This window comes from Cnuibacter physcomitrellae, assembly GCF_014640535.1.
Taxonomy (GTDB): Bacteria; Actinomycetota; Actinomycetes; order Actinomycetales; family Microbacteriaceae; genus Cnuibacter; species Cnuibacter physcomitrellae.
The window spans coordinates 400,080-422,239 of sequence record NZ_BMHD01000001.1 but is presented as its reverse complement, the minus strand read 5'-3'; the positions used below and the strand labels follow the sequence as shown (position 1 = coordinate 422,239).

At 70.3% G+C, this 22,160-nt stretch carries 23 protein-coding genes; 12 read left to right on the top strand and 11 right to left on the bottom strand.

Annotation, left to right across the window (positions count from 1 at the left end; translation table 11 throughout):
- Positions 1-32: 32 nt before the first annotated feature.
- Entirely contained in the window at positions 33-746 is a 714-nt protein-coding gene (locus IEX69_RS02065; RefSeq protein ID WP_157127444.1) for a beta-ketoacyl-ACP reductase, read from the bottom strand.
- 131 nt (positions 747-877) lie between these two features.
- Here IEX69_RS02065 and IEX69_RS02060 point away from each other — a divergent pair, with 131 nt between their 5' ends.
- From IEX69_RS02060 to IEX69_RS02050, 3 genes are read left to right on the top strand one after another with little or no spacing between them, the layout of a single operon-like run.
- Positions 878-1,216: a DUF3099 domain-containing protein gene (locus IEX69_RS02060; protein ID WP_085019479.1), complete on the top strand. Its 339-nt coding sequence runs from the start codon at positions 878-880 to the stop codon at positions 1,214-1,216.
- Positions 1,213-1,467, top strand: a complete 255-nt coding sequence (locus IEX69_RS02055; RefSeq protein ID WP_085019478.1) for a hypothetical protein — start codon at positions 1,213-1,215, stop codon at positions 1,465-1,467. Before IEX69_RS02060 ends, IEX69_RS02055 begins: the two co-directional genes overlap by 4 nt.
- Positions 1,464-2,303 (top strand): SURF1 family cytochrome oxidase biogenesis protein, encoded by an 840-nt coding sequence (locus IEX69_RS02050; protein ID WP_085019477.1) that lies wholly within the window; start codon positions 1,464-1,466, stop codon positions 2,301-2,303. The genes IEX69_RS02055 and IEX69_RS02050 overlap by 4 nt, the downstream gene beginning before the upstream one ends.
- A 23-nt stretch (positions 2,304-2,326) precedes the next feature.
- On the opposite strand, the gene IEX69_RS02045 is transcribed toward IEX69_RS02050, so the two are convergent.
- Positions 2,327-3,925: an ABC-F family ATP-binding cassette domain-containing protein gene (locus IEX69_RS02045; protein WP_085019476.1), complete on the bottom strand. Its 1,599-nt coding sequence runs from the start codon at positions 3,923-3,925 to the stop codon at positions 2,327-2,329.
- A 177-nt stretch (positions 3,926-4,102) separates the two neighbouring features.
- Here IEX69_RS02045 and IEX69_RS02040 point away from each other — a divergent pair, with 177 nt between their 5' ends.
- The gene (locus IEX69_RS02040; protein ID WP_085019475.1) at positions 4,103-4,693 is read left to right on the top strand and encodes a biotin transporter BioY; all 591 of its coding nucleotides are present in this window, start codon (positions 4,103-4,105) and stop codon (positions 4,691-4,693) included.
- Positions 4,694-4,774: 81 nt separating this feature from the next.
- Here IEX69_RS02040 and IEX69_RS02035 read toward each other — a convergent pair whose 3' ends face one another.
- The 3 genes from IEX69_RS02035 to glgC form a co-directional block, all read right to left on the bottom strand.
- Positions 4,775-5,596 carry an endonuclease domain-containing protein gene (locus IEX69_RS02035; protein ID WP_174604433.1) on the bottom strand — a complete coding sequence of 274 codons (822 nt, stop codon included), beginning with the start codon at positions 5,594-5,596 and terminating at the stop codon, positions 4,775-4,777.
- A gap of 277 nt (positions 5,597-5,873) precedes the next feature.
- Entirely contained in the window at positions 5,874-6,506 is a 633-nt protein-coding gene (gene serB / locus IEX69_RS02030) for a phosphoserine phosphatase SerB (RefSeq protein ID WP_085019473.1), read from the bottom strand.
- Positions 6,503-7,747 carry a glucose-1-phosphate adenylyltransferase gene (gene glgC, locus IEX69_RS02025; protein ID WP_085019472.1) on the bottom strand — a complete coding sequence of 415 codons (1,245 nt, stop codon included), beginning with the start codon at positions 7,745-7,747 and terminating at the stop codon, positions 6,503-6,505. The genes serB and glgC overlap by 4 nt, the downstream gene beginning before the upstream one ends.
- A gap of 50 nt (positions 7,748-7,797) precedes the next feature.
- Between glgC and glgA the strand changes: the two genes are divergently transcribed.
- The 3 genes from glgA to IEX69_RS02010 all read left to right on the top strand — a co-directional run bounded on the left by glgA (position 7,798) and on the right by IEX69_RS02010 (position 10,335).
- Positions 7,798-8,982, top strand: a complete 1,185-nt coding sequence (glgA, locus tag IEX69_RS02020; RefSeq protein ID WP_085019471.1) for a glycogen synthase — start codon at positions 7,798-7,800, stop codon at positions 8,980-8,982.
- Between the two features lie 146 nt (positions 8,983-9,128).
- Positions 9,129-9,911: an ABC transporter ATP-binding protein gene (locus tag IEX69_RS02015; protein WP_085019470.1), complete on the top strand. Its 783-nt coding sequence runs from the start codon at positions 9,129-9,131 to the stop codon at positions 9,909-9,911.
- A gap of 172 nt (positions 9,912-10,083) precedes the next feature.
- Positions 10,084-10,335, top strand: coding sequence for a type B 50S ribosomal protein L31 (locus IEX69_RS02010; RefSeq protein ID WP_085019469.1), 252 nt, complete (start codon positions 10,084-10,086; stop codon positions 10,333-10,335).
- 66 nt (positions 10,336-10,401) lie between these two features.
- Here the strand turns inward: IEX69_RS02010 and IEX69_RS02005 are convergent, their stop codons facing one another.
- The 3 genes from IEX69_RS02005 to treS are packed head-to-tail and all read right to left on the bottom strand — an operon-like array spanning position 10,402 to position 13,513.
- Positions 10,402-11,028, bottom strand: coding sequence for a hypothetical protein (locus IEX69_RS02005; protein ID WP_157127160.1), 627 nt, complete (start codon positions 11,026-11,028; stop codon positions 10,402-10,404).
- A gap of 22 nt (positions 11,029-11,050) precedes the next feature.
- A complete protein-coding gene (locus IEX69_RS02000; protein ID WP_085019467.1) occupies positions 11,051-11,791 on the bottom strand; it encodes a 3'-5' exonuclease in 741 nt (246 codons plus the stop codon).
- A 3-nt stretch (positions 11,792-11,794) separates the two neighbouring features.
- Positions 11,795-13,513 carry a maltose alpha-D-glucosyltransferase gene (gene treS, locus IEX69_RS01995; RefSeq protein WP_085019466.1) on the bottom strand — a complete coding sequence of 573 codons (1,719 nt, stop codon included), beginning with the start codon at positions 13,511-13,513 and terminating at the stop codon, positions 11,795-11,797.
- A 141-nt stretch (positions 13,514-13,654) separates the two neighbouring features.
- On the opposite strand from treS, the gene IEX69_RS01990 reads away from it, so the two are divergent.
- Positions 13,655-14,629: an alpha/beta fold hydrolase gene (locus IEX69_RS01990; protein ID WP_085021431.1), complete on the top strand. Its 975-nt coding sequence runs from the start codon at positions 13,655-13,657 to the stop codon at positions 14,627-14,629.
- A complete protein-coding gene (locus IEX69_RS01985; RefSeq protein WP_085019465.1) occupies positions 14,626-15,717 on the top strand; it encodes a glycosyltransferase family 4 protein in 1,092 nt (363 codons plus the stop codon). Before IEX69_RS01990 ends, IEX69_RS01985 begins: the two co-directional genes overlap by 4 nt.
- On the opposite strand, the gene IEX69_RS01980 is transcribed toward IEX69_RS01985, so the two are convergent.
- On the bottom strand, positions 15,644-16,270 hold the full coding sequence (locus IEX69_RS01980; RefSeq protein ID WP_085019464.1) for a histidine phosphatase family protein: 627 nt from the start codon (positions 16,268-16,270) through the stop codon (positions 15,644-15,646). The genes IEX69_RS01985 and IEX69_RS01980 overlap by 74 nt on opposite strands.
- Before the next feature lie 60 nt (positions 16,271-16,330).
- Positions 16,331-17,179, bottom strand: a complete 849-nt coding sequence (locus tag IEX69_RS01975; protein WP_085019463.1) for a Sir2 family NAD-dependent protein deacetylase — start codon at positions 17,177-17,179, stop codon at positions 16,331-16,333.
- Positions 17,180-17,369: 190 nt separating this feature from the next.
- On the opposite strand from IEX69_RS01975, the gene IEX69_RS01970 reads away from it, so the two are divergent.
- The 3 genes from IEX69_RS01970 to IEX69_RS01960 all read left to right on the top strand — a co-directional run bounded on the left by IEX69_RS01970 (position 17,370) and on the right by IEX69_RS01960 (position 21,127).
- On the top strand, positions 17,370-18,188 hold the full coding sequence (locus tag IEX69_RS01970; protein WP_085019462.1) for a TrmH family RNA methyltransferase: 819 nt from the start codon (positions 17,370-17,372) through the stop codon (positions 18,186-18,188).
- Between the two features lie 113 nt (positions 18,189-18,301).
- Positions 18,302-19,846, top strand: coding sequence for an APC family permease (locus IEX69_RS01965; protein WP_229756207.1), 1,545 nt, complete (start codon positions 18,302-18,304; stop codon positions 19,844-19,846).
- A gap of 21 nt (positions 19,847-19,867) precedes the next feature.
- A complete protein-coding gene (locus IEX69_RS01960; RefSeq protein ID WP_085019460.1) occupies positions 19,868-21,127 on the top strand; it encodes a D-alanyl-D-alanine carboxypeptidase family protein in 1,260 nt (419 codons plus the stop codon).
- A gap of 10 nt (positions 21,128-21,137) precedes the next feature.
- Here the strand turns inward: IEX69_RS01960 and IEX69_RS01955 are convergent, their stop codons facing one another.
- The gene (locus tag IEX69_RS01955; protein WP_085019459.1) at positions 21,138-21,941 is read right to left on the bottom strand and encodes an SGNH/GDSL hydrolase family protein; all 804 of its coding nucleotides are present in this window, start codon (positions 21,939-21,941) and stop codon (positions 21,138-21,140) included.
- Positions 21,942-22,160 lie beyond the last annotated feature (219 nt).

Sequence of the window (22,160 nt, the reverse complement as noted above, 5' to 3'; positions counted from 1 at the left end):
CGAGGCGACGGTGTGTGTGGCCCTGTCAGGCCTCAGTGGCCCATGCCGAGCCCGCCGTCGACGGGGATCACCGCGCCGGTGATGTACGCGGCGTCGTCGCTCGCGAGCCACACGACCGCCTTCGCGACCTCCTCGGCCTGCCCGAAGCGGGCGACCGGGATGCTCTTCCTGTAGTCCTGCTGCTGCTCCTCGGGCAGGACGGCGGTCATCTCCGTCTCGATGAACCCGGGGGCGACGACGTTCGCGGTGATGCCGCGGCCGCCCAGCTCCCGCGAGAGCGAGCGGGCGAAGCCGACGAGGGCGCTCTTCGACGACGAGTAGTTGATCTGTCCGGGGGAGCCGTACAGGCCGACCACGCTCGAGATGAGGATCACGCGGCCGAAGCGCTGCTTCAGCATCCCCTTCGACGCGCGCTTCACCGTGCGGAAGGCGCCCGTGAGGTTCGTGTCGATCACGTCGGTGAAGTCGTCCTCCGTCATGCGGAGCAGGAGCGTGTCCTTCGTGATCCCCGCGTTCGCGACCACGACCTCGACCGGCCCGAGCTCCTGCTCCACCTGCGTGAACGCCGCGTCGAGCGAGGCCGCATCGGTCACGTCGGCGGCCACGGTGAGCGCGCCCTCCGGTCCGCCCGAGCCCGAGCGGGAGGTCACGGCGACCCGGTGGCCCTGGGCCACGAACTCCTCGGCGATGGCGTATCCGATGCCTCGGTTTCCTCCGGTGATGAGCACTGTCCTGGGGGTCACGATGACGCCTTTCGTTCGTTCGGGGTGATGCCGGTCGGCTCGCATCCGCGCGTCGGGGGCGACCGAGCCGCATACCAGCTTAGGAGCAGTGGAGCAGGCGTACTCTTGAAGGGATCCACTGACGAGAAGCGAGCATGAAGAAGCAGCAGCAGTCGGTGACGAGCCTTCCTCGCTCCCCGGAGGATGAGCGCCGCACCCGAATGATCAAGTACCTCATCGTGATGGGCATCCGCATCGTGTGCCTCATCGCGGTGTTCTTCGTGCTGCAGTGGTGGTGGGCGGTCGCGCTCTGCGCGGCCGGCGCCATCGTGCTGCCCTACATCGCGGTCATCATCGCGAACCAGACGATGAACACCGGCGTCGCAGGTCCGGAGCGGCCGGGTGCCATCCAGGTCTATCGGATGCCGCCGGCCGGCTTCACGCCCCCTCCCGCCGACGGCGGGCGGGACGATGACGAGCGGACGGCCTCGTGATCGGTCTCGGGGCGCCCCAGGCTACCCAGTGCTCCAGGGCTGGCTGCTCGGCGGATGCGTCGTGGCGTGTGGAGTGGCGCAATCCGCGCATCCACACCGAGGACCGCCGCAAGGTGTGGCTGGCGTGCGACGAGCACGTCGAGTACCTCCGGGGCTTCCTCTCGTCGAGGTCGTTCCCCGTCGAGGTCCTCGCGCTCGAGGCCCCCGCGTCGACGGCGCCGATCGGTGCCGCTGCGAGAGGGACGACGTGATCGGCTGGAGGTTCCTGCTCAGCAGGCGCTGGGCCGGCTATCTCGCGATCGCCCTGATCTTCGCGTCGGTCTGCGTCAGCCTCGGCTTCTGGCAGCTCGCACGGCGGGCGGAGGCGCTCACCGAGATCGATCGTGTCGCCTCGAACTTCGACGCCGACCCCACACCGCTGGCTGAGGCCCTGCCCGAGCTCGACACCTGGGACGACTCGCAGAAGTGGCTGACCGTGAGCATGACGGGCACCTACCTGGTCGATGACCAGCTGCTGGTGCGCAACCGTCCCCTCAACGGGAACCCGGGCTTCGAGGTCCTGACGCCGCTGCAGCTGTCCAACGGCGACGTGTTCGTCGTCGACCGCGGATGGCTGCCGACGGGACAGGACCAGGACGCCCCGGATGCGGTCCCCGCGCCTCCGTCCGGCACCGTCACGGTCGTGGTGCGCCTCAAGGCGGGGGAGCCGCACCTCGACTCCCGCGGGGCGACCCCCGGGCAGATCGCCACGATCGAGCTGCCCCTGATCGAGCAGCAGGTGGGGGAGCCCACGTACACGGGCGCGTACGGTCTCCTGGCCTCCGAGGATCCGGCGCCCGCCACCCGTCCCGTGGCCGTGGAGAAGCCCGTCCCCGACGAGGGGCCGCACCTGTCCTACGCGTTCCAGTGGTTCGTGTTCGCGCTGCTCGGCTTCGTCGCGCTCGGCTACATCGCGCGCCAGGAGTACCGGCAGCTCAACTCCGACGATCCCGACGAGCAGGAGCGCGCGGCCGAGCGGGCGCGGAAGCGCGCGAGCAGGCGCAGCGACGCCGACATCGAGGACGACATCCTGGACGGGCGGGGCTAGACCTCGGCGCCCGCGGGCCGGGCTCAGGCCAGGCTGATCAGGTCGGCGTAGTCCTTGTTCCAGTGGTCCTCGACGCCGTCGGGGAGGATGAGGACACGCTCAGGGTTGAGTGCCTCGACCGCGCCCTCGTCGTGGCTCACCAGGACGACCGCGCCCTCGTAGTGGGCCAGTGCATCCAGGATCTCGTCGCGGCTCGCCGGATCGAGGTTGTTCGTCGGCTCGTCGAGCAGCAGCACGTTCGCACCCGACACGACGATCATGGCCAGGGCCAGTCGGGTCTTCTCACCGCCGGAGAGCACCCCGGCCGGCTTGTGCGAGTCGTCGCCCGTGAACAGGAACGAGCCGAGGACGCGGCGCGCCTCCGTCTCGGTGAGGTTCGGCGAGGCCGACATCATGTTCTCGAGCACCGAGCGCTTGACGTCGATCGTCTCGTGCTCCTGCGCGTAGTAGCCGATCCGGAGACCGTGGCCCGGCTCGAGCTGCCCGGTGTCGGGCTTGTCGACGCCGCCCAGGATGCGCAGCAGCGTGGTCTTGCCCGCGCCGTTCAGCCCGAGCACGACGACCTTCGAGCCGCGGTCGATCGCGAGGTCGACCGCGGTGAAGATCTCGAGCGACCCGTAGCTCTTCGACAGGTTCGACGCCATGAGCGGCGTGCGACCGCAGGGGACCGGCGTCGGGAAGCGCAGCTTCGCGACACGGTCGACGGCGCGCACCTCCTCGAGCCCGGAGAGCATCTTCTCGGCACGGGCGACCATCTGGTGCGCGGCGGCGGCCTTCGAGGCCTTGGCGCCGAAGCGGGCGGCCTGCAGCTGGAGCTGGCTCGCCTTCTTCTCGACGTTGACGCGCTCCTTCTTGCGGCGCTCCTCGTCGGCCTCGCGCTGCTTGAGATAGTTCTTCCAGCCCATGTTGTAGACGTCGATGACCTGGCGGTTCGCGTCGAGGTAGAACACGCGGTTGACCGTCTCGCCCACCAGCTCGATGTCGTGGCTGATCACGATGAAGCCGCCGTTGTACCCCTTGAGGAACTCGCGGAGCCAGACGACGGAGTCGGCGTCGAGGTGGTTCGTGGGCTCGTCGAGGATCAGCGTCTCCGCATCCGAGAAGAGGATGCGGGCCAGCTCGATGCGGCGGCGCTGGCCGCCCGAGAGGGTCTTGAGCGGCTGGTCGAGGATGCGGTCGGGCAGGCTGAGGTTCGACGCGATCGACGCCGCCTCCGCCTCGGCCGCGTAGCCGCCGAGGGCCGTGAAGCGGTCGGTGAGGTTGCCGTACCGGCGCATGGCGCGCTCGCTCACGTCGGGATCGTCGGACGCCATCTCGAGCGACGCCTCCTGCATCCCGAGCACGAGGGACCCCAGCCCGCGGGCGTCGAGGATGCGCGTGCGGGCGAGCTCCTCCGGGTCGCCTGACCGCGGGTCCTGGGGGAGGTAGCCGAGCTCGCCGCTGCGCTGGACCTGCCCCTCGTTCGGCAGCAGGTCGCCCGCCAGCACCTTGGTCAGCGTGGTCTTCCCCGCGCCGTTGCGGCCGACGAGACCGATCTTGTCTCCGCCCGCGACGCGGAACGACACATCCTCCATCAGGGTGCGCGCACCCACTCTGATGGTGAGATCGGTGACGGCGAGCACAGGCGAAGTCCATTTCTTTCGTTGCGTTGCCACAACGGTGGGGAGGGGGATGCGCTCTAGTATATTTCGCAGGGCCGGCGCCACCGTGGATGCTCGCTCTCCGCGCAATCGACGCGCACCCGCTGCAGCTCGGCATCCCGGTCGCAGCGCCGCCGAATCTCGACGACAGGAGACCGCATGTCGACCGTCTCGCTCGCCTCCGGGCGTCCGACCATCGCCGACCGCCTCATCCGCCGCTCGCTGGCCACAGACATCGTGCTGGTCGCCGCCGGAGCCGGCCTGACCGGACTCCTCGCGCAGTGGGTGATCCCGATGTGGCCGGTGCCCTTCTCGGGCCAGACCCTCGCGGTGCTGCTCGTCGGCGCCTCGCTCGGAGCCGCGCGCGGCGCGATCTCGCTGGCGCTCTACGCCCTCCTCGGCGTGATCGGCGTCCCGTGGTTCAGCGACTGGTCGCACGGCCCCTCGGTCGTCTTCGGCCCCACGGGCGGCTACATCGTCGGCTTCATCGCCGCCGCTGCGCTCGTGGGCTGGCTCGCCCAGCGCCAGTGGGACCGCAAGGTCGTGGGCGCGGTCGTCGCGTTCCTCGCCGGCAGCGTCACCATCTACGCGATCGCCCTGCCCTGGCTCGCCGTCGTCACCGGCTTCGACCTCGCCACCACGCTGCAGCGCGGTCTCTACCCCTTCATTGTCGGAGACGTGCTCAAGGCCCTCGTCGCCGGCGCCGCCCTCCCGCTCTCCTGGAAGCTCGTCGCCCGCGCGAAGCGCTGACGTTGTCACCTGGACACCGATTCTCGGGAAGCCCCGCCCTATTGGCGGGGCTTCCCCCGTTTCGGTGCCGAAGTGACGCCCTTACAGCTCGACCAGCCCAGCGCGCCGGTGCCGCGCCGCCCAACGATGCTCCTGTCGAGCGACGAGTGATCGGAGAAGCGCCGCCACGCGGGGCCACTCGTACATCACCTGCGCGTACGTGAGCCGCAGCACGAGGTATCCCCGTTCCTTCAGCGCGAGGTCGCGGCGTCGGTCCGCTGCGAAGGCGGTGGCCGGCGCGTGGGTCTCACGGCCGTCGACCTCCACGACGAGTCGGTCACCGATGACGAAGTCGACTCGCCCCACGCCGCCGATCGGCACCTGGCTGCGCAGCGGGAGGTTGAGCGCTCTGCACCCCAGTCGAAAGCGCGTCTCGATCCCGGATTGGGCCCCGCCGTCGATGAGGCCCGCGTAGTCGCGGTAGCACTGCGGCAGCTCGGCGAGCACGTCGACCACCTCGCTGCGCCGCAGCAGCCGGAGGTTGACGACCGAGTCGAGCACGGCGACCGCATCGTCCCGCGACAGACAGCGCACCGCGATCGAGAGGGCCACGTCGATGCCGTCGACGATCGGGTCCTCCGGTCGCCCGACGTCGGAGCGGTGGATCGTCGCTGGGGTCGACGGCAGCCGGCGGGCGGTCGTGGGCACCCGGAGATGGGTGACGGGGCTGCCGGGCGTGTGCACCATCATCAGCGCCAGAGCACTGACGCAGGTGACTCGTCCACCCGAACGGGCCGCCGAGACGAGCATCGGATCCGCCTCGGGCAGAGCGATCCATCCGCGTCTCGGGTGGAAGACCTGCCCGCGACGAACGGCGCCGCGCACCTGCGCCGAGCTGCACCCCCGGGCAGCGAGCAGCGCCACCGGGGCCACACCTCCGTGACGTACGAGAGTCTCCACGACATCCATTCCGGTAGCCTCCCCGACGTCGGGGCGCGCCCGGCCGCCGCCACGAGATCTGTGGAGGAAGTCGGTTCACCCCGCGCTGTGCAGGAACCGGGGTCCAGGCTCCCGACGTCTATGTCCGTCGCCTCGACACCGATTCAGCGGAAGTGCGGCGAATAGCGCGGAGGTGCGCCGAATTCGGTGTCGAAGTGGCGGCGGCCGGGCGACGCGCGGGGCGCGGACGCCAGGGGGCGGGTCAGGCGCGGAGGCCGAGGAGGGGGAGGAGCTGGGAGAGGTCGCGGGTGTCGAGGCAGACGTCGGCGTGGGCGCGGACGAGGGGCTTCGCGCAGAAGGCGACGGCGAGGCCGGCCTCGTCCATCATGCGGAGGTCGTTCGCCCCGTCGCCGACGGCGATGGTGCGCGAGAGGGGGGTGCCGGACTCGGAGGCCCAGGTGCGGAGCGCCGCGGCCTTCGCCTCGGCGTCGACGATCGGGCCCGAGACGCGGCCGGTAAGCCGCCCGTCGGCGACCTCGAGGCGGTTGGCGCTCCAGTGGTCGAGCCCGAGCGAGGCGGCGAGCGGGTCGACGAGCTCGTGGAAGCCGCCCGACACCACGCCGATCCTGCCGCCCAACGAGTGCACGCCGTCGACGAGCTCCGGCACGCCGGCGGTCACGGTGATCCGGTCGCCCGCCTCCGCGAGGCACGACACGGGCAGACCCTGGAGGGTGGCGACGCGCTCACGCAGGCTCTCGGCGAAGTCGATCTCGCCGCTCATGGCGCGGTGCGTGATCGCCGCCACCTCGTCGAGGGAGCCCGCCGCCTCGGCGAGGAGCTCGATCACCTCGTTCTCGATCAGGGTCGAGTCGACATCGAGGACGACGAGGGTCATGGGACGACGCGAACTCCCTTTCCGACCACGGTGATGCCGGACTCGGTGACCGTGAAACCCCGTTCACGGTCGCGCTCGGGATCGACGCCGATCTGCGCCCCGGCGGACACGACGACGTTCTTGTCCAGGATAGCGCGGCGGATGACGGCGTCCGGCTCGACGTGGACGCGGTCGAAGAACACCGAGTTCTCGACCAGCGCGCCCGAGTCGACGGTGCACCAGGGGCCGAGGACGCTGCGCTCCACCCGCGCACCGGAGATGAGGCAGCCGAGCGACACGATCGACTCCACCGTCATGCCCGGGTTGCCCTTGGCGTCGCGCACGAACTTCGCCGGGGGCGAGTTGAGCTGCTGCGTGTAGATCGGCCACTCGTTGTTGTACAGGTTGAACACCGGCAGCGCGGAGATGAGGTCCTGGTGGGCGTCGAAGAAGGACTCGATCGTCCCCACGTCGCGCCAGTAGTAGCGGTCGCGATCGGTCGAACCGGGCACCTCGTTGCGGCTGAGGTCGTACACGGCGGCGTTCTGTCGCGACACGAAGTCGGGGATGATGTCGCCGCCCATGTCGTGGTTCGACTCGGGCCGCTCGCCGTCGCGGATCACGGCCTCGATCAGCTGGTCGGCGTCGAAGATGTAGTTGCCCATCGAGGCCAGGACCTCGCCCGGGGAGTCGGCGAGCCCGATCGGGTCCTTCGGCTTCTCGAGGAACTCGGAGATCCGGCGGGGATCGGAGTCGGAGAGCTGGATGACGCCGAACTGGTCGGCGAGCGAGATGGGCTGGCGGATCGCGGCCACCGTCGCCCCGGCACCCGACTCGATGTGGGCCTCGATCATCTGGCTGAAGTCCATCCGGTACACGTGGTCGGCGCCGACCACGACCACGATGTCGGGATCCTCGTCGCGGATGAGGTTGAGGCTCTGCAGGATGGCGTCGGCCGATCCGCTGAACCACCGCTTGCCGAGGCGCTGCTGCGCCGGCACGGAGGCGACGTACGAGTTCAGCAGCCCGTCGAGCTTCCAGGTCTGCGACACATGACGGTCGAGGCTGTGCGACTTGTACTGCGTGAGCACCACGATCTGCCGCAGCCCCGAGTTGACGAGGTTCGACAGCGCGAAGTCGATGAGACGGTAACCGCCTCCGAACGGGACGCCCGGCTTGGCCCGGTCGGCGGTGAGGGGCATCAGCCGCTTCCCTTCGCCACCCGCGAGGACGATGCCGAAGATCTTCTTCGATGCTGCCATGAGACCCACCCTAATGGTGTGCTGTACACCGGCGTACTAACGTTCGGGGTATGCGAGTCGACGTGCTGACCAAGGAGTATCCGCCCGCGATCTACGGGGGTGCGGGAGTGCACGTCACGGAGCTGGTGAAGGAGCTCCGCAGCCGGATGGACGTCGCGGTCCGCTGCTTCGGCGAGCCCCGCGACGAGCCCGGCGTCTTCGCCTACCGCACGCCGGCCGAGCTGGCGGGGGCGAACGGCAGCCTCGAGACGCTCGGCGTCGACCTGCAGATCGCGCAGGCGGTCGAGGGCACCGATCTCGTGCACTCGCACACCTGGTACGCCAATGCGGCCGGGCGTCTGGCACAGCTCCTCCACGGCGTGCCGCACGTCGTCACGGCGCACTCCCTCGAGCCGCTCCGCCCGTGGAAGGCCGAGCAGCTCGGCGGCGGGTACCGCGTCTCGTCGTGGATCGAACGCGAGGCGTACGAGTCCGCCGACCACGTCATCGCGGTCAGCGGCGGCATGCGCCGCGACATCCTGCGCTCGTACCCGGCGCTCGACGAGGAGAAGGTGTCCGTCGTCTACAACGGGATCGACCTCGAGAGGTGGCGTCCGGTCCATGACGCCGAGGTGCTCGCCCGCCACGGCATCGACGCCGACCGCCCGACCGTGGTGTTCGTCGGCCGGATCACCCGGCAGAAGGGGCTGCCCTACCTGCTCCGCGCCATCGACCGTCTGCCCGCGGACGTCCAGGTCGTGCTCTGCGCCGGTGCGCCCGACACCCCCGAGATCATGGCCGAGGTGACGAACGCCGTGCGTGCGCTCCAGGAGACGCGGACGGGCATCATCTGGATCGAGGAGATCCTCCCGCAGCCCGAGCTCGCAGCCGTGCTCACCGCCGCGACGGTCTTCGTCTGCCCCTCCGTGTACGAGCCGCTCGGGATCGTGAACCTCGAGGCGATGGCGTGCGAGCTGCCCGTCGTCGGCACGGCGACCGGCGGCATCCCGGAGGTCGTCGTCGACGGCGTGACGGGTGTGCTCGTCCCGATCGAGCAGGAGCAGGACGGGACGGGCACCCCGCTCGATCCCGACCGCTTCGTCGCCGACATGGCGGATGCGCTGACCCGCGTCGTCTCCGACCCCGAGTCGGCGAGGCGCATGGGCCTGGCCGGGCGCGCCCGCGCGGAGGCCGAGTTCAGCTGGTCGACGATCGCCGACCAGACGGCCGCCATCTACCGCTCACTCATCGGCTGAACGCGGGCGACCGCGACCGGTCGGACGCCTCATGAGGCGGCCGGTGCGGCCGTGCGCGCACCGGCCGTCGGCACAGGCCGAACTCCCAGGCGGCACCCCCTCCGACCGACCCTCGGGGCCTGCGGCGCACGGCTAGGCTGGGAGGCATGCCTGATGTGCTCGACCTCGAAGACGTCACCGTCGTCCGCGGCGACAACCGCATCCTGAACGATCTGACCTGGCGGGTCGACGGCGACCAGCGCTGGGTGGTGCTCGGGCCCAACGGCGCGGGGAAGACCACCCTGCTGCAGATCGCCGCGGCGATGAACCACCCGTCGAGCGGCAGCGTCCAGGTGCTCGACGGCAGGCTCGGCGAGGTCGACCTGTTCGAGCTGCGGCCGCGCGTCGGCTTCGCGTCGAGCGCGATGGCCCGTCGGTTCCCCGCCGACGAGAGCGTGCTGGACGTGGTGCTCACGGCCGCCTACTCGGTCACCGGCCGCTGGAACGAGACCTACGAGGACATCGACCTCCGCCGCGCCCAGCGCGTGCTGGCCGAGTGGCGCCTCGACCACCTCAGCGACCGCGCGTTCGGATCGCTGAGCGACGGCGAGCAGAAGCGTGTGCAGATCGCTCGATCCGTCATGACCGACCCCGAGCTGCTGCTCCTCGACGAGCCCGCCGCCTCGCTCGACCTCGGCGCCCGCGAGGAGCTGCTGCAGCTCCTCGGCGGCTACGCCCAGTCGCCTGAGGCCCCCGCGATCGTGATGGTGACCCACCACGTCGAGGAGATCCCGATCGGCTTCACCCACGCTCTGCTGCTCGCGCGCGGGGGAGTGGTGACCAGTGGCGAGCTGCGCGAGACCATCACCTCCGAGAACCTCACCGAGGTCTTCGGCCTCCCCATCACCGTGACGGAGGAGGACGGGCGCTACACCGCCCGCGCCGCCTGAGGTCCTGCGCAGCCGACCGCCGCGTCCACTCGCCAGATCGGACCGAGCCTGGTAGGATCGTGTGTTGGTTCGCCCGACGGCTCAGATGCCTCGACGGGCCCTCGCAGCCCGCCTGACACATCCTGGCCAGCCGGAACGCCCCCGCAAGCCAGACCACACCTGAGGATCCCCGATGAAGACTGACATCCACCCCGACTACGCCCCCGTCGTGTTCCGCGACCTCGCGTCCGGCGCGACCTTCCTGACCCGCTCCACCGTGACCGGCGAGAAGACGATCGAGTGGGAGGACGGCAACACCTACCCCGTCATCGACGTCGAGATCTCGTCCGAGTCGCACCCGTTCTACACGGGCAAGCAGCGCATCCTCGACTCGGCCGGTCGCGTCGAGAAGTTCAACTCGCGCTACAAGAACTTCGGCAAGTAGTCACTTCCCGAACACGCACAGCACGGAAGCGCCCTCGCCTCGGCGGGGGCGCTTCTGCGTGCGCCGTCAACGCCGTCGGGACCGGCGGCGGGCCTTGCGGAGCTCCGACATCGCCAGGCCGACCTTGATCCCCCAGTCGGCCGACTCCTTCGTGGTCGTCGCGATGTCGAGCGGGACGCCGGCGGCCGCCGCCTCGGCGCGGACGGCCAGCTCGAACGCGTCCGCGTCGGCGTAGGAGAGCGCGTTGTCGATCTCGACCGCCTCGGTGTCGTCGGCGAACGCGACGAGGTAGCCGAGAGTCGCGGCTCCCGTGCCGAGAGCGGTCCTCTGGGCGGCGCCCACGGGTCCCGGGGCCAGCACGCGCTGGTGCCGCATGTCGAGCAGGAGCAGAGCGCGGATCGTCGGCCACGGATGCTCGACGCCGTCGTAGAGCAACCCCTCGGGGCCGACCGCGACGAACGGCCGGAGCGCGAGCGCTCTCCCGAGCCGGCGACGACGACCGACGTTCTGGGTGAGGACCACCGCGGCCACGACGACGTAGATCAGCGCGAGCACCCCCGCCGGGATCCCGTTCCAGCCGAGCAGGATGAGCAGCGGCGACAGCGCGAGCACGAGGGCGCCGGAGATCCCGCACCGGCGGATGCCCCGCGCGGCCGCCGCGCGCTTGGCCTCGACCATGGCCGTGTCCGCCATGAACGCCGTACTCACGCCGCGCTCAGAACAGCGTCGGGTGGGCCGGGATCGGGATGAGCGGCCACCCGCGGCGGGCAGTGAAGTGAGGGTCGCACGTGCGCCGCATGTAGTCCTCGAACGAGGCGCACTGCTCGTCGTGCCAGTCGACCTGCGCGCGATGCAGCGAGGCCGCGTCGAAGGCGAGGTCGTCGGCGTAGCGCTCCGCGATGGCGAGGGCGACGCGGCCCGCGGCGATGGCGTCGGCGCCGGCGTTGTGGGCGTCGGTGAGGGTGACCCCGTAGTGGTCGGACGCCGCGGTGAGCGTGCGCTTTCCCTTGCGGTACCGGTCGACGCGCCGATCGATGACGAGCGGGTCGACCACCGCTCCGGGCTCGCCGAGGGGCCGGATCCCGTGCCGGGCGCACTCTCGGTCGAGCAGCGTGAAGTCGTAGGGGGCGTTGTAGACCACCACGGCGTAGGAGTCGGCGAGCACCGTGCGCAGGGTGAACACGACCTCGTCGACGACATCTGCCGCACGACGGCCGACCTCGCGCGCCTGCGCTGTGGTGATGCCGTGGACCGCGGTCGCGCCCTCGGGGATCTCGACCCCCGGGTCGGCGATCCAGTCATGCCGGTCGACGACCTGACCGTGCTCGTCGAGCATCGACACGTTGGCCGTCACGATGCGCGACGTCTCGACGTCGATGCCGGTGGTCTCCAGGTCGAAGACCGCGAGCCTCGTGGCCCACTTCGGGAGTGTCGCTCGAGTGACCTCGAGCGTCACGAGTCACCGCATGCGTTCGTCGGGTTTCGACACATGCAACCAGTAGAAGGCCTGCGTGCCGAAGGTCAGGTGCACCACGCCGTCGTCGTCGAAAGCGGGGAACTCGGCGTGCCCGAACAGGTCGTACAGCCGGCATCCCGCGTACTCCGGGGCGGTGATCGTGGTGGAGACGGGGTTGTGCGAGAAGTTGAAGACGCACAGCACGTCCTCGGGCTGATCGCCGAGCACGTCGTCCGAGCCCGCGTACGAGCGGATGAACGAGAGCACCGACTCGTTCGTGCTCTCGAGGACCCGCAGCGCGCCGAGCCCGAACGCCGGATGCGCCTTCCGCACGTGCACGACGTTCCGCACCCAGTGCAGGAGGGAGCGGGACTGCGCCAGCTGGCTCTCGACGTTGACGAGCGTGTAGTTGAAGACCAGCGACTGCACGACGGGCAGGAAGAGCTTCCCGGGGTCGGCCGTGGAGAAGCCCGCGTTGCGGTCGGGCGTCCACTGCATGGGGGTGCGGGAGGAGTCGCGGTCGGGCAGCCAGATGTTGTCGCCCATCCCGATCTCGTCGCCGTAGTAGAGGAAGGGGCTGCCGGGCAGCGCGAACAGCAGCGCGTGCACGAGCTCCAGCTCGGCCCGCGAGTTGTCGAGGAGGGGCGCCAGTCGGCGGCGGATGCCGATGTTGGACCGCATCCGCGGGTCGTAGGCGTACCAGCCGTACATCGCCTGCCGGTACTCCTCGCTCACCATCTCGAGCGTGAGCTCGTCGTGGTTGCGGAGGAAGGTGCCCCACGCCGCTCCCGGCGGGATGTCGGTCGTCTCGGAGAGGATCCGCACCAGCTCGTCGGCCTTCTGCGAACGGAGGGAGTAGTAGATGCGCGGCATCACCGGGAAGTCGAAGGCCATGTGGCACTCCGGCTCCTCCTCGCTGCCGAAGAACGCCGCCACCTCGCGCGGCCACTGGTTGGCCTCGGCGATCAGGATGCGGCCCGGGTAGTCGCGGTCGACCATCGCGCGCAGCTTCACGATGAACTCGTGCGTGAGCGGCTCGCCCTCGCCGTTGCCCTCGTCCGACTCGTAGAGGTACGGGATGGCGTCGAGGCGGATGCCGTCGACGCCCATGTCGAGCCAGAACCGCACCGTGTCGAAGATCGCCTCGTGCACGGCGGGGTTCTCGAAGTTGAGGTCGGGCTGGTGCGAGAAGAAGCGGTGCCAGAAGAACTGCCGGCGGACGGGGTCGAACGTCCAGTTCGACTCCTCGGTGTCGACGAAGATGATGCGGATGTTCTCCCACTTCTCGTCGGTGTCGCTCCAGACGTAGAAGTCGCCGTACGGGCCGTCCGGGTCCTCGCGCGACTGCTGGAACCACTCGTGCTGGTCCGACGTGTGGTTGAGCGGGAAGTCGATCACGATGCGCATGTTGCGCTCATGCGCCTTCGTGACGAGGTCACGGAACTCCTCGACCGTCCCGTACTCCGGCAGCACGGCCTTGAAGTCCGACACGTCGTATCCGCCGTCCCGCAGCGGCGACATGAAGAACGGGGGCAGCCAGAGCGCGTCCACGCCCAGCCACTGCAGGTAGTCGAGCTTGGAGATGAGCCCGGCGATGTCGCCGAACCCGTCGCCGTTCGAGTCGACGAACGACCGCACCATCACCTCGTAGAAGACCGCTCGTCGATACCACTGGGTGTCGAGTGTGAGACCTGGGGCCTGGATGGGGGCGGTGAAGCTCACGGGGCTCCTAACGAAGAGGGGCGGACGACCATCTTCACGATATCCCTGTGCTCGGCTTCGGCAACGGATGCACGGGGACGCTTCGGAAGCGAGCGGCCGCCTTCCAGGGTCGTGCTGGGGAGCGCCCCTAAGCTGGTGTCGATGTCCATCCCCTCGCCCTATGCCGCCCGGAGCGCCCTCATGCCCGCGACGGAACGTGTCCTCACCGTCCGGGGCAGCGAGACGCACCTGTGGGAGTACGGCGACCCTGACAGCGACACCGTGCTCCTCATCGTCCACGGCTACCGCGGCGAGCATCACGGACTCGAGCCGGTGGTGGTGCAGTTGGAGGGGCTGCGCATCCTCAGCCCCGACCTGCCCGGCTTCGGCGTCTCGACACCGCTCCTCGAGGGCGAGCACGACATCGCGGGCTACGTCGCGTGGCTGCACGAGCTGACGGGGCGGATGCGGGACGAGGTGGGGCGCGACCGCCGGTTCGTCATCGTGGGGCACTCGTTCGGCTCGATCGTGGTGTCGGCCGCGCTGGCGGAGGGACTCGACGTCGACGCCGCCGTGCTCATCAACCCCATCGCCGCCCCCGCCCTCAAGGGCCCGCGCGGGGTCATGACGCACGGTGCGATCGTGTACTACCAGATCGCGGCGGCCCTTCCCGAGCGTGCGGGGTTCGCCCTGCTGGCGAACCCGCTCATCGTGCGCGTCATGAGCGAGACGATGGCGAAGACGAAGGACAGGGCGCTGCGGCGCTGGATCCACGACCAGCACGATCGCTACTTCAGCGCCTTCGCGAACCGGACAGTCGTGCTCGACGCCTTCCGCGCCTCCGTGAGCCACGACGTCAGCGAGTACGCCGACCGGATCACGGTGCCCACGCTCATGATCGCCGCCGATCGCGACGACATCACGCCCATCGAGGCCGAGCACGCCGTGGCCGCGACCATCCCGGACGCCGAGCTCGTCGTGCTGCACGGCGTCGGTCACCTCATCCACTACGAGCGTCCCGTGGAGGCCGCGCGGGCGATCCGCTCGTTCCTCGCCCGGCTCGACGACGGCACGGTCGCGGAGCGCATCGACAGCACCGACAGCACCGCCGACGACGGCGCCATCGCGACCTCATGAGGGTCGTCTACGACTGCAGGTACGTCCGCGTCGGCCGACACGACGGCATCAGCCGGTACACGGCCGGGGTGGTGGGCGAGCTCCAGCACCTCGTCGACCTCGTGGTGCTGATCAGCGACGAGCGCCAGCTCGAGATGCTGCCGGCGGGGATCCGCTGGCGCCGGGTCTCCGGGCCGACGAGCGTGCTCGAGCCCCTCGTCGCGCTGCAGGTGAACCGGCTCCGGCCCGACGTCGTGATCACGCCGATGCAGACGATGGGCACGGCCTTCCGCCGCTACCGGGTGGCGCTCACGGTGCACGACCTCATCTACTACTCCAACCCCGAGCCGCCGCACGACCTCCCGGGCTTCGTCCGGGTGCTCTGGCGGCTGTACCACAAGGCCTGGTGGCCGCAGCGGATGCTGCTGAACGGCGGCGACGCCGTGGTGACGGTGTCGCACACCACCGAGGGGCTCATCGCCCAGCACGACCTCACCCGCCGGCCGGTCGTCGTGGCCCGCAACGCCGCCGACCTGCCCGATCCCTCGCTCGTCGCCACCGACCCCGACGCCCAGGCCGGGGCGCGGTCGATCGTCTACATGGGCTCGTTCATGCCCTACAAGAACGTCGAGACGCTCGCCCGCACCGCGGAGCTGCTGCCCGAGTACACGCTGCACCTGCTGAGCAGGTCGACACCGGCCGACGAGCAGCGGCTCCGCGACGCCGCCCCGCGAGCCCGGCTCGTGTTCCACCGCGGGGTGAGCGACGAGGAGTACCACGAGCTCCTCCGCCGCAGCACCGCTCTCGTGACGGCCTCGCTCGACGAGGGCTTCGGGATCCCGCTGGTGGAGTCGATGGGGTACGGCACCCCGGTCGTGGTCAGCGACATCCCGGTCTTCGAGGAGATCGGGGGAGAGGCCGCGCTCTACGCACCGGCGACCGACCCGGCGGCGTTCGCCGAACGCATCCGCTCGCTGGAGGATCCGGCGGAGTGGCGTCGTCGCAGCACGCTGTCGCGGGCGCAGGCCGAGCGGTTCAGCTGGGCAGAGTCAGCTCGAGCGATAGCGGGGCTCGCCGGCGAACTGACTCGTCGAGCGCGGAGCCGTTGAACTCCGACATCGACACCGAGCCGTCCTCGACGACGAAGTCGTGCGCCGACCCGTTCGCGATGAGCTGTCCCTGCTGAGGCAGCGCCTTCTCGGTGATGTAGCGCACGAGCGATCCGATCACGCCCCCGTGGCTGACCACGATCCACGACTCTCCGGGGTGCTCCTCGGCCAGGCGCTGGAGCGCCGGCAGCACACGAGCGACGACCGCCGATCGCCGCTCCCGGCCGGGAACCGGTTCGAGCGGATCGGGGAAGCGGGCGACGATCTGGTCGTGGTCGAGGCCCTCGACCTCGCCGTACGCGCGCTCGCGCAGATCGGGTTCGATCTCGAGGTCGCCGAGCCCGAGGCGAGCCGCGATGATCTCCGCCGTCTCGCGAGCCCGGCTGAGCGGGCTGGCGACGATGCCGTCCCACTCCCGGACCGCCAGCGCCTCCGCCGTGTCGCGTGCCTGGGCGCGCCCGGTGTCGTTGAGCGGGATGTCGGTCACCCCCTGGATGCGTCGCTGGAGGTTCCAGTCGGTCTCGCCGTGGCGCACGAAGGTGAAGGTCGTCATCTCCGTCAGTCTACGAAAGGCGAGCGACGTGCGGACGCACGCGGGCCGCGGAGGCGCGGGCTACGGGCGCAGCGCGGTCGCGATCGCCTCGAGGGTCTCGGTGGTGCCCGCGTCGATCTTCACCACCGCACGGCGATCGCCCTTGGTGGCGCCCCGGTTGACGATGACGATGGGGAGCCGCCGTCGTCGGGCCTGCTCCAGCAGACGGATGCCCGAGTTCACGACCAGGGACGAGCCCGCGATGAGCAGCGCATCCGATGCGCCCACCATCGCGCGGGCCTCGGCGAACTTCTCGACCGGGACGAACTCGCCGAAGAACACCACGTCGGGCTTGAGGACCCCGCCGCACACGGTGCAGGCCGGGACGCGGAAGGAGTCGAAGTCGGCGACCTCGGCATCGCCGTCGGGGTTGAGCCGCACGAACTCGGGCCGTTCGAGCCCCGGGTTCTCCTCTTCCATGCGGTGGGCGATGTCGACACGCGCGAACATCTGGCCGCACTGGAGGCACCGCACGCGATCGACCGACCCGTGCAGGTCGACCAGCCGGCGCGTCCCGGCCCGGGCATGGAGCCCGTCGACGTTCTGGGTGACGACGCCCGAGACGATGCCGTCGGCCTCGAGCTCGGCCAGCACACGGTGTCCGCGGTTGGGCGCCGAGGCGTCGAACATCCGCCAGCCGACGTGGCTGCCGGCCCAGTAGCGCTTCCGGAACGACTCGCTCGACCGGAACTGGTCGAACGTCATCGGGTTGCGCTTGGGCGCGCCCTCGCCGCGGTAGTCGGGGATGCCCGAGTCGGTGCTCACGCCGGCGCCGGTCAGCACGGCGATGCGGGCTCCGCGCAGCACCTCGACGGCCTGCTCGACGAGCACGTCGATCCCGGGCGCCGCCGGATCGTCGACCAGCTCCATGCCACCTCCGCGATCGCAGTCCTGCACTCCCCACGATTCTAGGTCCGCTGGTTTTCGGGAATGTCACGCGACCCTGGCAGAGTGACGTCTGCAGGGTGCGCAGACGTGGACGCACCCGCGCAGGGGCGGCCACGCAGCGACTGGCAGACTGGGGCGACTGGAAGACTAGGGCGACTGGCAGACTAGTCGGATGCCCGTCCTCCGCATCGACTCGCTCGACCGGCCCGAGCTCGCCGACTTCGCCGGTCTCACCGACGTCGCGATGCGGCGTCTGCTGGAGCCCGCGGGCGGGCTGTACCTGGCGGAGTCGTCGAAGGTGATCGAGAGGGCCGTCGCCGCCGGTCACGTCCCGCGCGCCCTGCTGCTCCAGGAGCGCTGGCTGCCCGACCTGCAGGGCGTGATCGAGCGCTTCCCCGACGTGCCGGCCTTCGTCGCCGACGACGCCCTGCTCACCGAGCTCACAGGCTTCTCGATGCACCGGGGCGCCCTGGCCTCGATGCACCGGCCGGTGCTCCCGGATGCGCGCGAGCTGCTCCGTGATGCCCGCCTGGTCGTCGTGCTCGAGGACATCGTCGATCACACCAACGTCGGAGCGGCGTTCCGGTCCGCCGCGGGACTCGGCGCCGACGCGGTGCTGATCTCGCCGCGCTGCGCCGATCCGCTCTACCGGAGGAGCGTCCGGGTCAGCATGGGCACGGTGCTGCAGGTGCCCTGGACACGCATCGGGGAGTGGCGCGAGGCCGGACCCCTGCTGCACGAGCTGGGCTTCACCATCGCGGCCCTCGCGCTCACCGAGGACGCCGTGCCCCTGCCGTCGTTCGCCGCGGCGGCGCCGGAGCGGGTGGCGGTGGTGATGGGCACCGAGGGGGATGGGCTGAGCCGACGCGCCCTGTCGGCCGCCGACGTGCGGGTGGAGATCCCGATGCTGCACGGCGTCGACTCCCTCAACGTGGCCGCCGCGAGCGCGGTGGCCCTGTACGCCCTGACGACCGCGCGCGGATCCCGCTGAGGACGGTCCTTCCGGGGGCGCACTGTGCGCCCAGCGCAGGAGAGGCCTCCCGCATCCGACGCCCCGCCGCTATGCTCGCCTCACCGATCCGAGGGAGGACGCACGTGAGTCAGGTGACGGCAGGGACAGGCGCGGCCCCCGGGGAGGGCAAGGGCCTCAAGGCGGGGAGCCTCGGGCTGTTCGGCTCGACGGTCATCGGTCTGGCCTCGACGGCACCCGTGTACTCGCTCGCCGCGACCATGGGGTTCGTCGTGCTCGCGGTCGGCGCGCAGGCCCCGATCGCGATGGCTCTGGCGTTCATCCCGATGTTCCTCACGGCGTCGGCCTATCGCGAGCTCAACCGCGCGGTGCCCGACTGCGGGACCGCGTTCACCTGGGGCACCAAGGCGTTCGGCCCGTGGGTGGGTTGGATGGCCGGCTGGGGGGTCGCCGTCGCGGGCATCATCGTCCTGGCCAACCTCGCCCAGATCGGCAGCTCCTACCTCTGGCAGCTCACCGGCAACCCCGACCTGTACGAGAACGAGGTGATCGTCACCGCCACGGGCGCGCTCTTCATCGCGGTGATGACGGTGATCAGCGTGCGCGGACTGCAGATCGGCGAGCGCCTGCAGAACGTGCTGCTCGCCGTGCAGTACCTGGCTCTCATCCTGTTCGTGGTCATCGCGTTCTGGAACGTGATCGCGGGGACGGCGCCCGAGGGATCGAGCCCGCCCGAGGCGTCGTGGTTCAACCCGTTCGCCTTCGAGTCGCTCTCCGGCTTCACGGAGGCGATCCTGCTCTGCCTCTTCATCTACTGGGGCTGGGACACCTGCCTCGCCCTCAACGAGGAGACGAAGGACCCCACGCGCACCCCGGGCCGTGCGGCTCTGCTGTCGACGGTCATCCTGCTGATCACCTACGTGGGCGTCACCGTCGCGGCGATGTCGTACGCCGGTCTCGGCGAGACGGGCCTCGGTCTCATGAACGCCGACAACGCGGAGGACGTGTTCTTCGCCCTGAAGGACGCCCTCTTCGGACCGTGGGCGTGGCTGCTCGTGATCGCGGTGGCCGTCTCGGCGATCTCCTCGACGCAGACCACGATGCTGCCCACCGCCCGCGGCACCCTGTCGATGGCGGTCTACCGCGCGCTGCCGGAGCGCTTCGGTCGTGTGCACCCGAAGTTCGGGACACCCGTGTTCTCGACCGTCTTCATGAGCGTGGTCGCGATCGCCTTCTACGTGGGCATGACGATCATCAGCGACAGCGTGCTGCAGGACACGATCCTCTCGATCGGTCTGGCCATCGCGTTCTACTACTCGATCACGAGCTTCGCGTGCATCTGGTACTTCCGGAAGGAGATCTTCACGAGCGGCCGGAACTTCATCTGGAAGGGCCTGTTCCCGTTCCTCGGCGGAGTGATGCTCGTGGCCGCGTTCGTGCAGTCGGCGATCGACATGTTCGCCACCGACTACGGCAGCACGGTGCTGTTCGGCATCGGCGGCGTCTTCGTCATCGGCGTCGGCTCGCTCGCGCTGGGCGTGGTCGTCATGGTGATCTGGTTCTTCTTCCCCGGGGCCAAGCCCTTCTTCCGGGGCGAGAGCCTGAACCGCGACACCGCCGTCCTCGTCCCCGACGAGGACGTACCCCTCGTCCGCTCGGTCGACGGCGGGCTGATGTAGTGCTCCACTAGACTCCGTCGGGTGCCCCGCCCCGCCTCTCCCGCCGTCTACCGGCGTCGGCGCATCCTCGTCGGGAGCATCCTCGGGGTGCTCGTCGTCCTCGGGCTCTACGTCCCCGCGGTGGCCCTCGCTCCGCTCCCGGCCGCCGCGCTGACGGTGTCCGCCGACCCGGCGCCCAGCACGGTGGCGACCACGCTGTCGACGCCGGCCGCGGGGCGCAGCGCGATCTCGATCGCCGGGACCGACCAGGTGCTGGGCTCCAGCGGCGACGACGCCTCCGTGCCGATCGCCAGCGTGACGAAGACCATCACCGCCCTGGTCGTGCTCGACGCGCATCCGCTCACGCCCGGGCAGGACGGTCCGGACATCGCGATCACCCAGGCGGACGCCCAGATCCTGGCCGACACCATTGCGGTCGAGGGGTCGTGGGCCCCGGTCTTCCCGGGGCAGACGCTCAGCGAGCGGCAGGTGCTCGAGGTGATGCTCCTCGAGTCGGCCAACAACTACAGCGTGACCCTGGTGAACTGGGCGTTCGGGTCGGTGTCGGCCTATCTCGATGCCGCCGACGCGTGGCTCACGGCGCAGGGGCTGTCGAGCACCGCCGTCGTCGACTCGTCCGGCCTCGACCCCGGCAGCCGCAGCAGCACGTCCGACCTCCTGCGCATCGGCGCCCTGGTCATGGCCGACCCGGTGCTGGCTCAGATCGTCGGCATCGCGACCGACGTGCTGCCCCAGATCGGCGAGATCCAGAACACCAACCGCGCGCTGGGCCAGCTCGGCGTGAACGGGATCAAGACCGGCACGACCGACGAGGCAGGGCGCTGCCTGCTCTTCTCCGCCCCGTACACCGCACCCGATGGCGAGACCCGCGACCTCATCGGCGTCGTCCTCGGCGCACCGGATGAGGACACGCTGTACGCGTCGGTGCTCGCCCTGCTCTCGAGTGCCGAGGCAGGGTTCCAGCAGCTCGACATCGTCGACCAGGGCTCGGTCGTGGGCACGTACACGACGGAGTGGGGTGCGTCATCCGACGTGGTGACGAGCGAGGGCCTCTCGGCCTCGGTCTGGTCGCAGGTCACCGCGACCCGGAGCGCCGAGCTCGACCAGGACGTCACGACGGGGAGCGCGGGGGAGACGGTCGGCACGGCGCGCTACACGCTCGACGGCGGGCTCTCCTTCGGAGGCGACGAGGAGCTGACCGTCCCGCTGCAGCTCGCCGGCGACCTCGACGGGCCGGACCTGTGGTGGCGCCTCACGCATCCGGCCGCGCTGGTCGGCTGACGCTCGATCCTCAGTCCGGGGTGCCCCGGAACACCGGCTCGGGCACGGGTCGCTTCGGCGTGATGCCGTCTCCCGACGACCGGTGTGTGAGCCGGCGGATCACCCAGGGCACGAGGTGCACACGGGCCCAGACGAGGTCCTCGGCGCGCGCCTGACGCCAGGTGCGCAGCGGGAGCGGCTCCGGCTCGCCCCTCTGCAGCTCGTTGGGCACGTTGAGGGCGGCGAGCACCATCCGTGCCACCTCGTGATGACCGAGCGAGTTGGGGTGCAGGCGGTCCTCCGACCACATCCGCGGGTCCTGGATCTCCTTGAGGCCCCACTGGTCGGCGACGACCAGACCGTACCGGTCGGCGATCACCCGGAGGTTCTCGTTGTAGATGGCCACCTTGCCGCGGATGCCACGGAACACGGGCGACCACCCGGTGTCCATGCCCGTGAAGATGACGACGGTCGCCCCGTCGGAGGTGAGCCGGCGGATGCCCGCCTCGAACCGGGCCGCGATGTCGTCGGGGTCGGTGCCGGGGCGGATGATGTCGTTGCCGCCTGCGGAGATGGTGATGAGGTCGGGCTTCAGCTCGAGCGCGACGTCGATCTGCTCGTCGACGATCTGCTGCAGCAGCCGGCCGCGGATCGCGAGGTTGGCGTAGGAGAACTCGCCGTCGGCCTTCTCGGCCAGGACCTCGGCCACACGATCGGCCCAGCCGCGGTGTCCGCCCGGACTCAGCGGCTCGGGGTCGCCGATGCCCTCCGTGAACGAGTCGCCGAGCGCCACGTAGCGCCGCCACGGATGCGTCGCCGCCTGATCCTCCGCCATGCTGCTCCCTCTCCTCCCTCGGAACCCATCCACCCTACGCCCGCCCCCTGCGACGATCCTCGGCGCCCCCTCTCCCCGTGAGCCAACTCCGGACTTCCGGCGCCGCGCGAGCCGACTCCGGACTCTCAGCGGCGTGTCGCCCCGGATCTCCGGAGTTGGCTCACGGCGGCGGCACCAGCATGCCTCGAGCGTCGTCGGGGCGGGGTAACCTCGTACGTC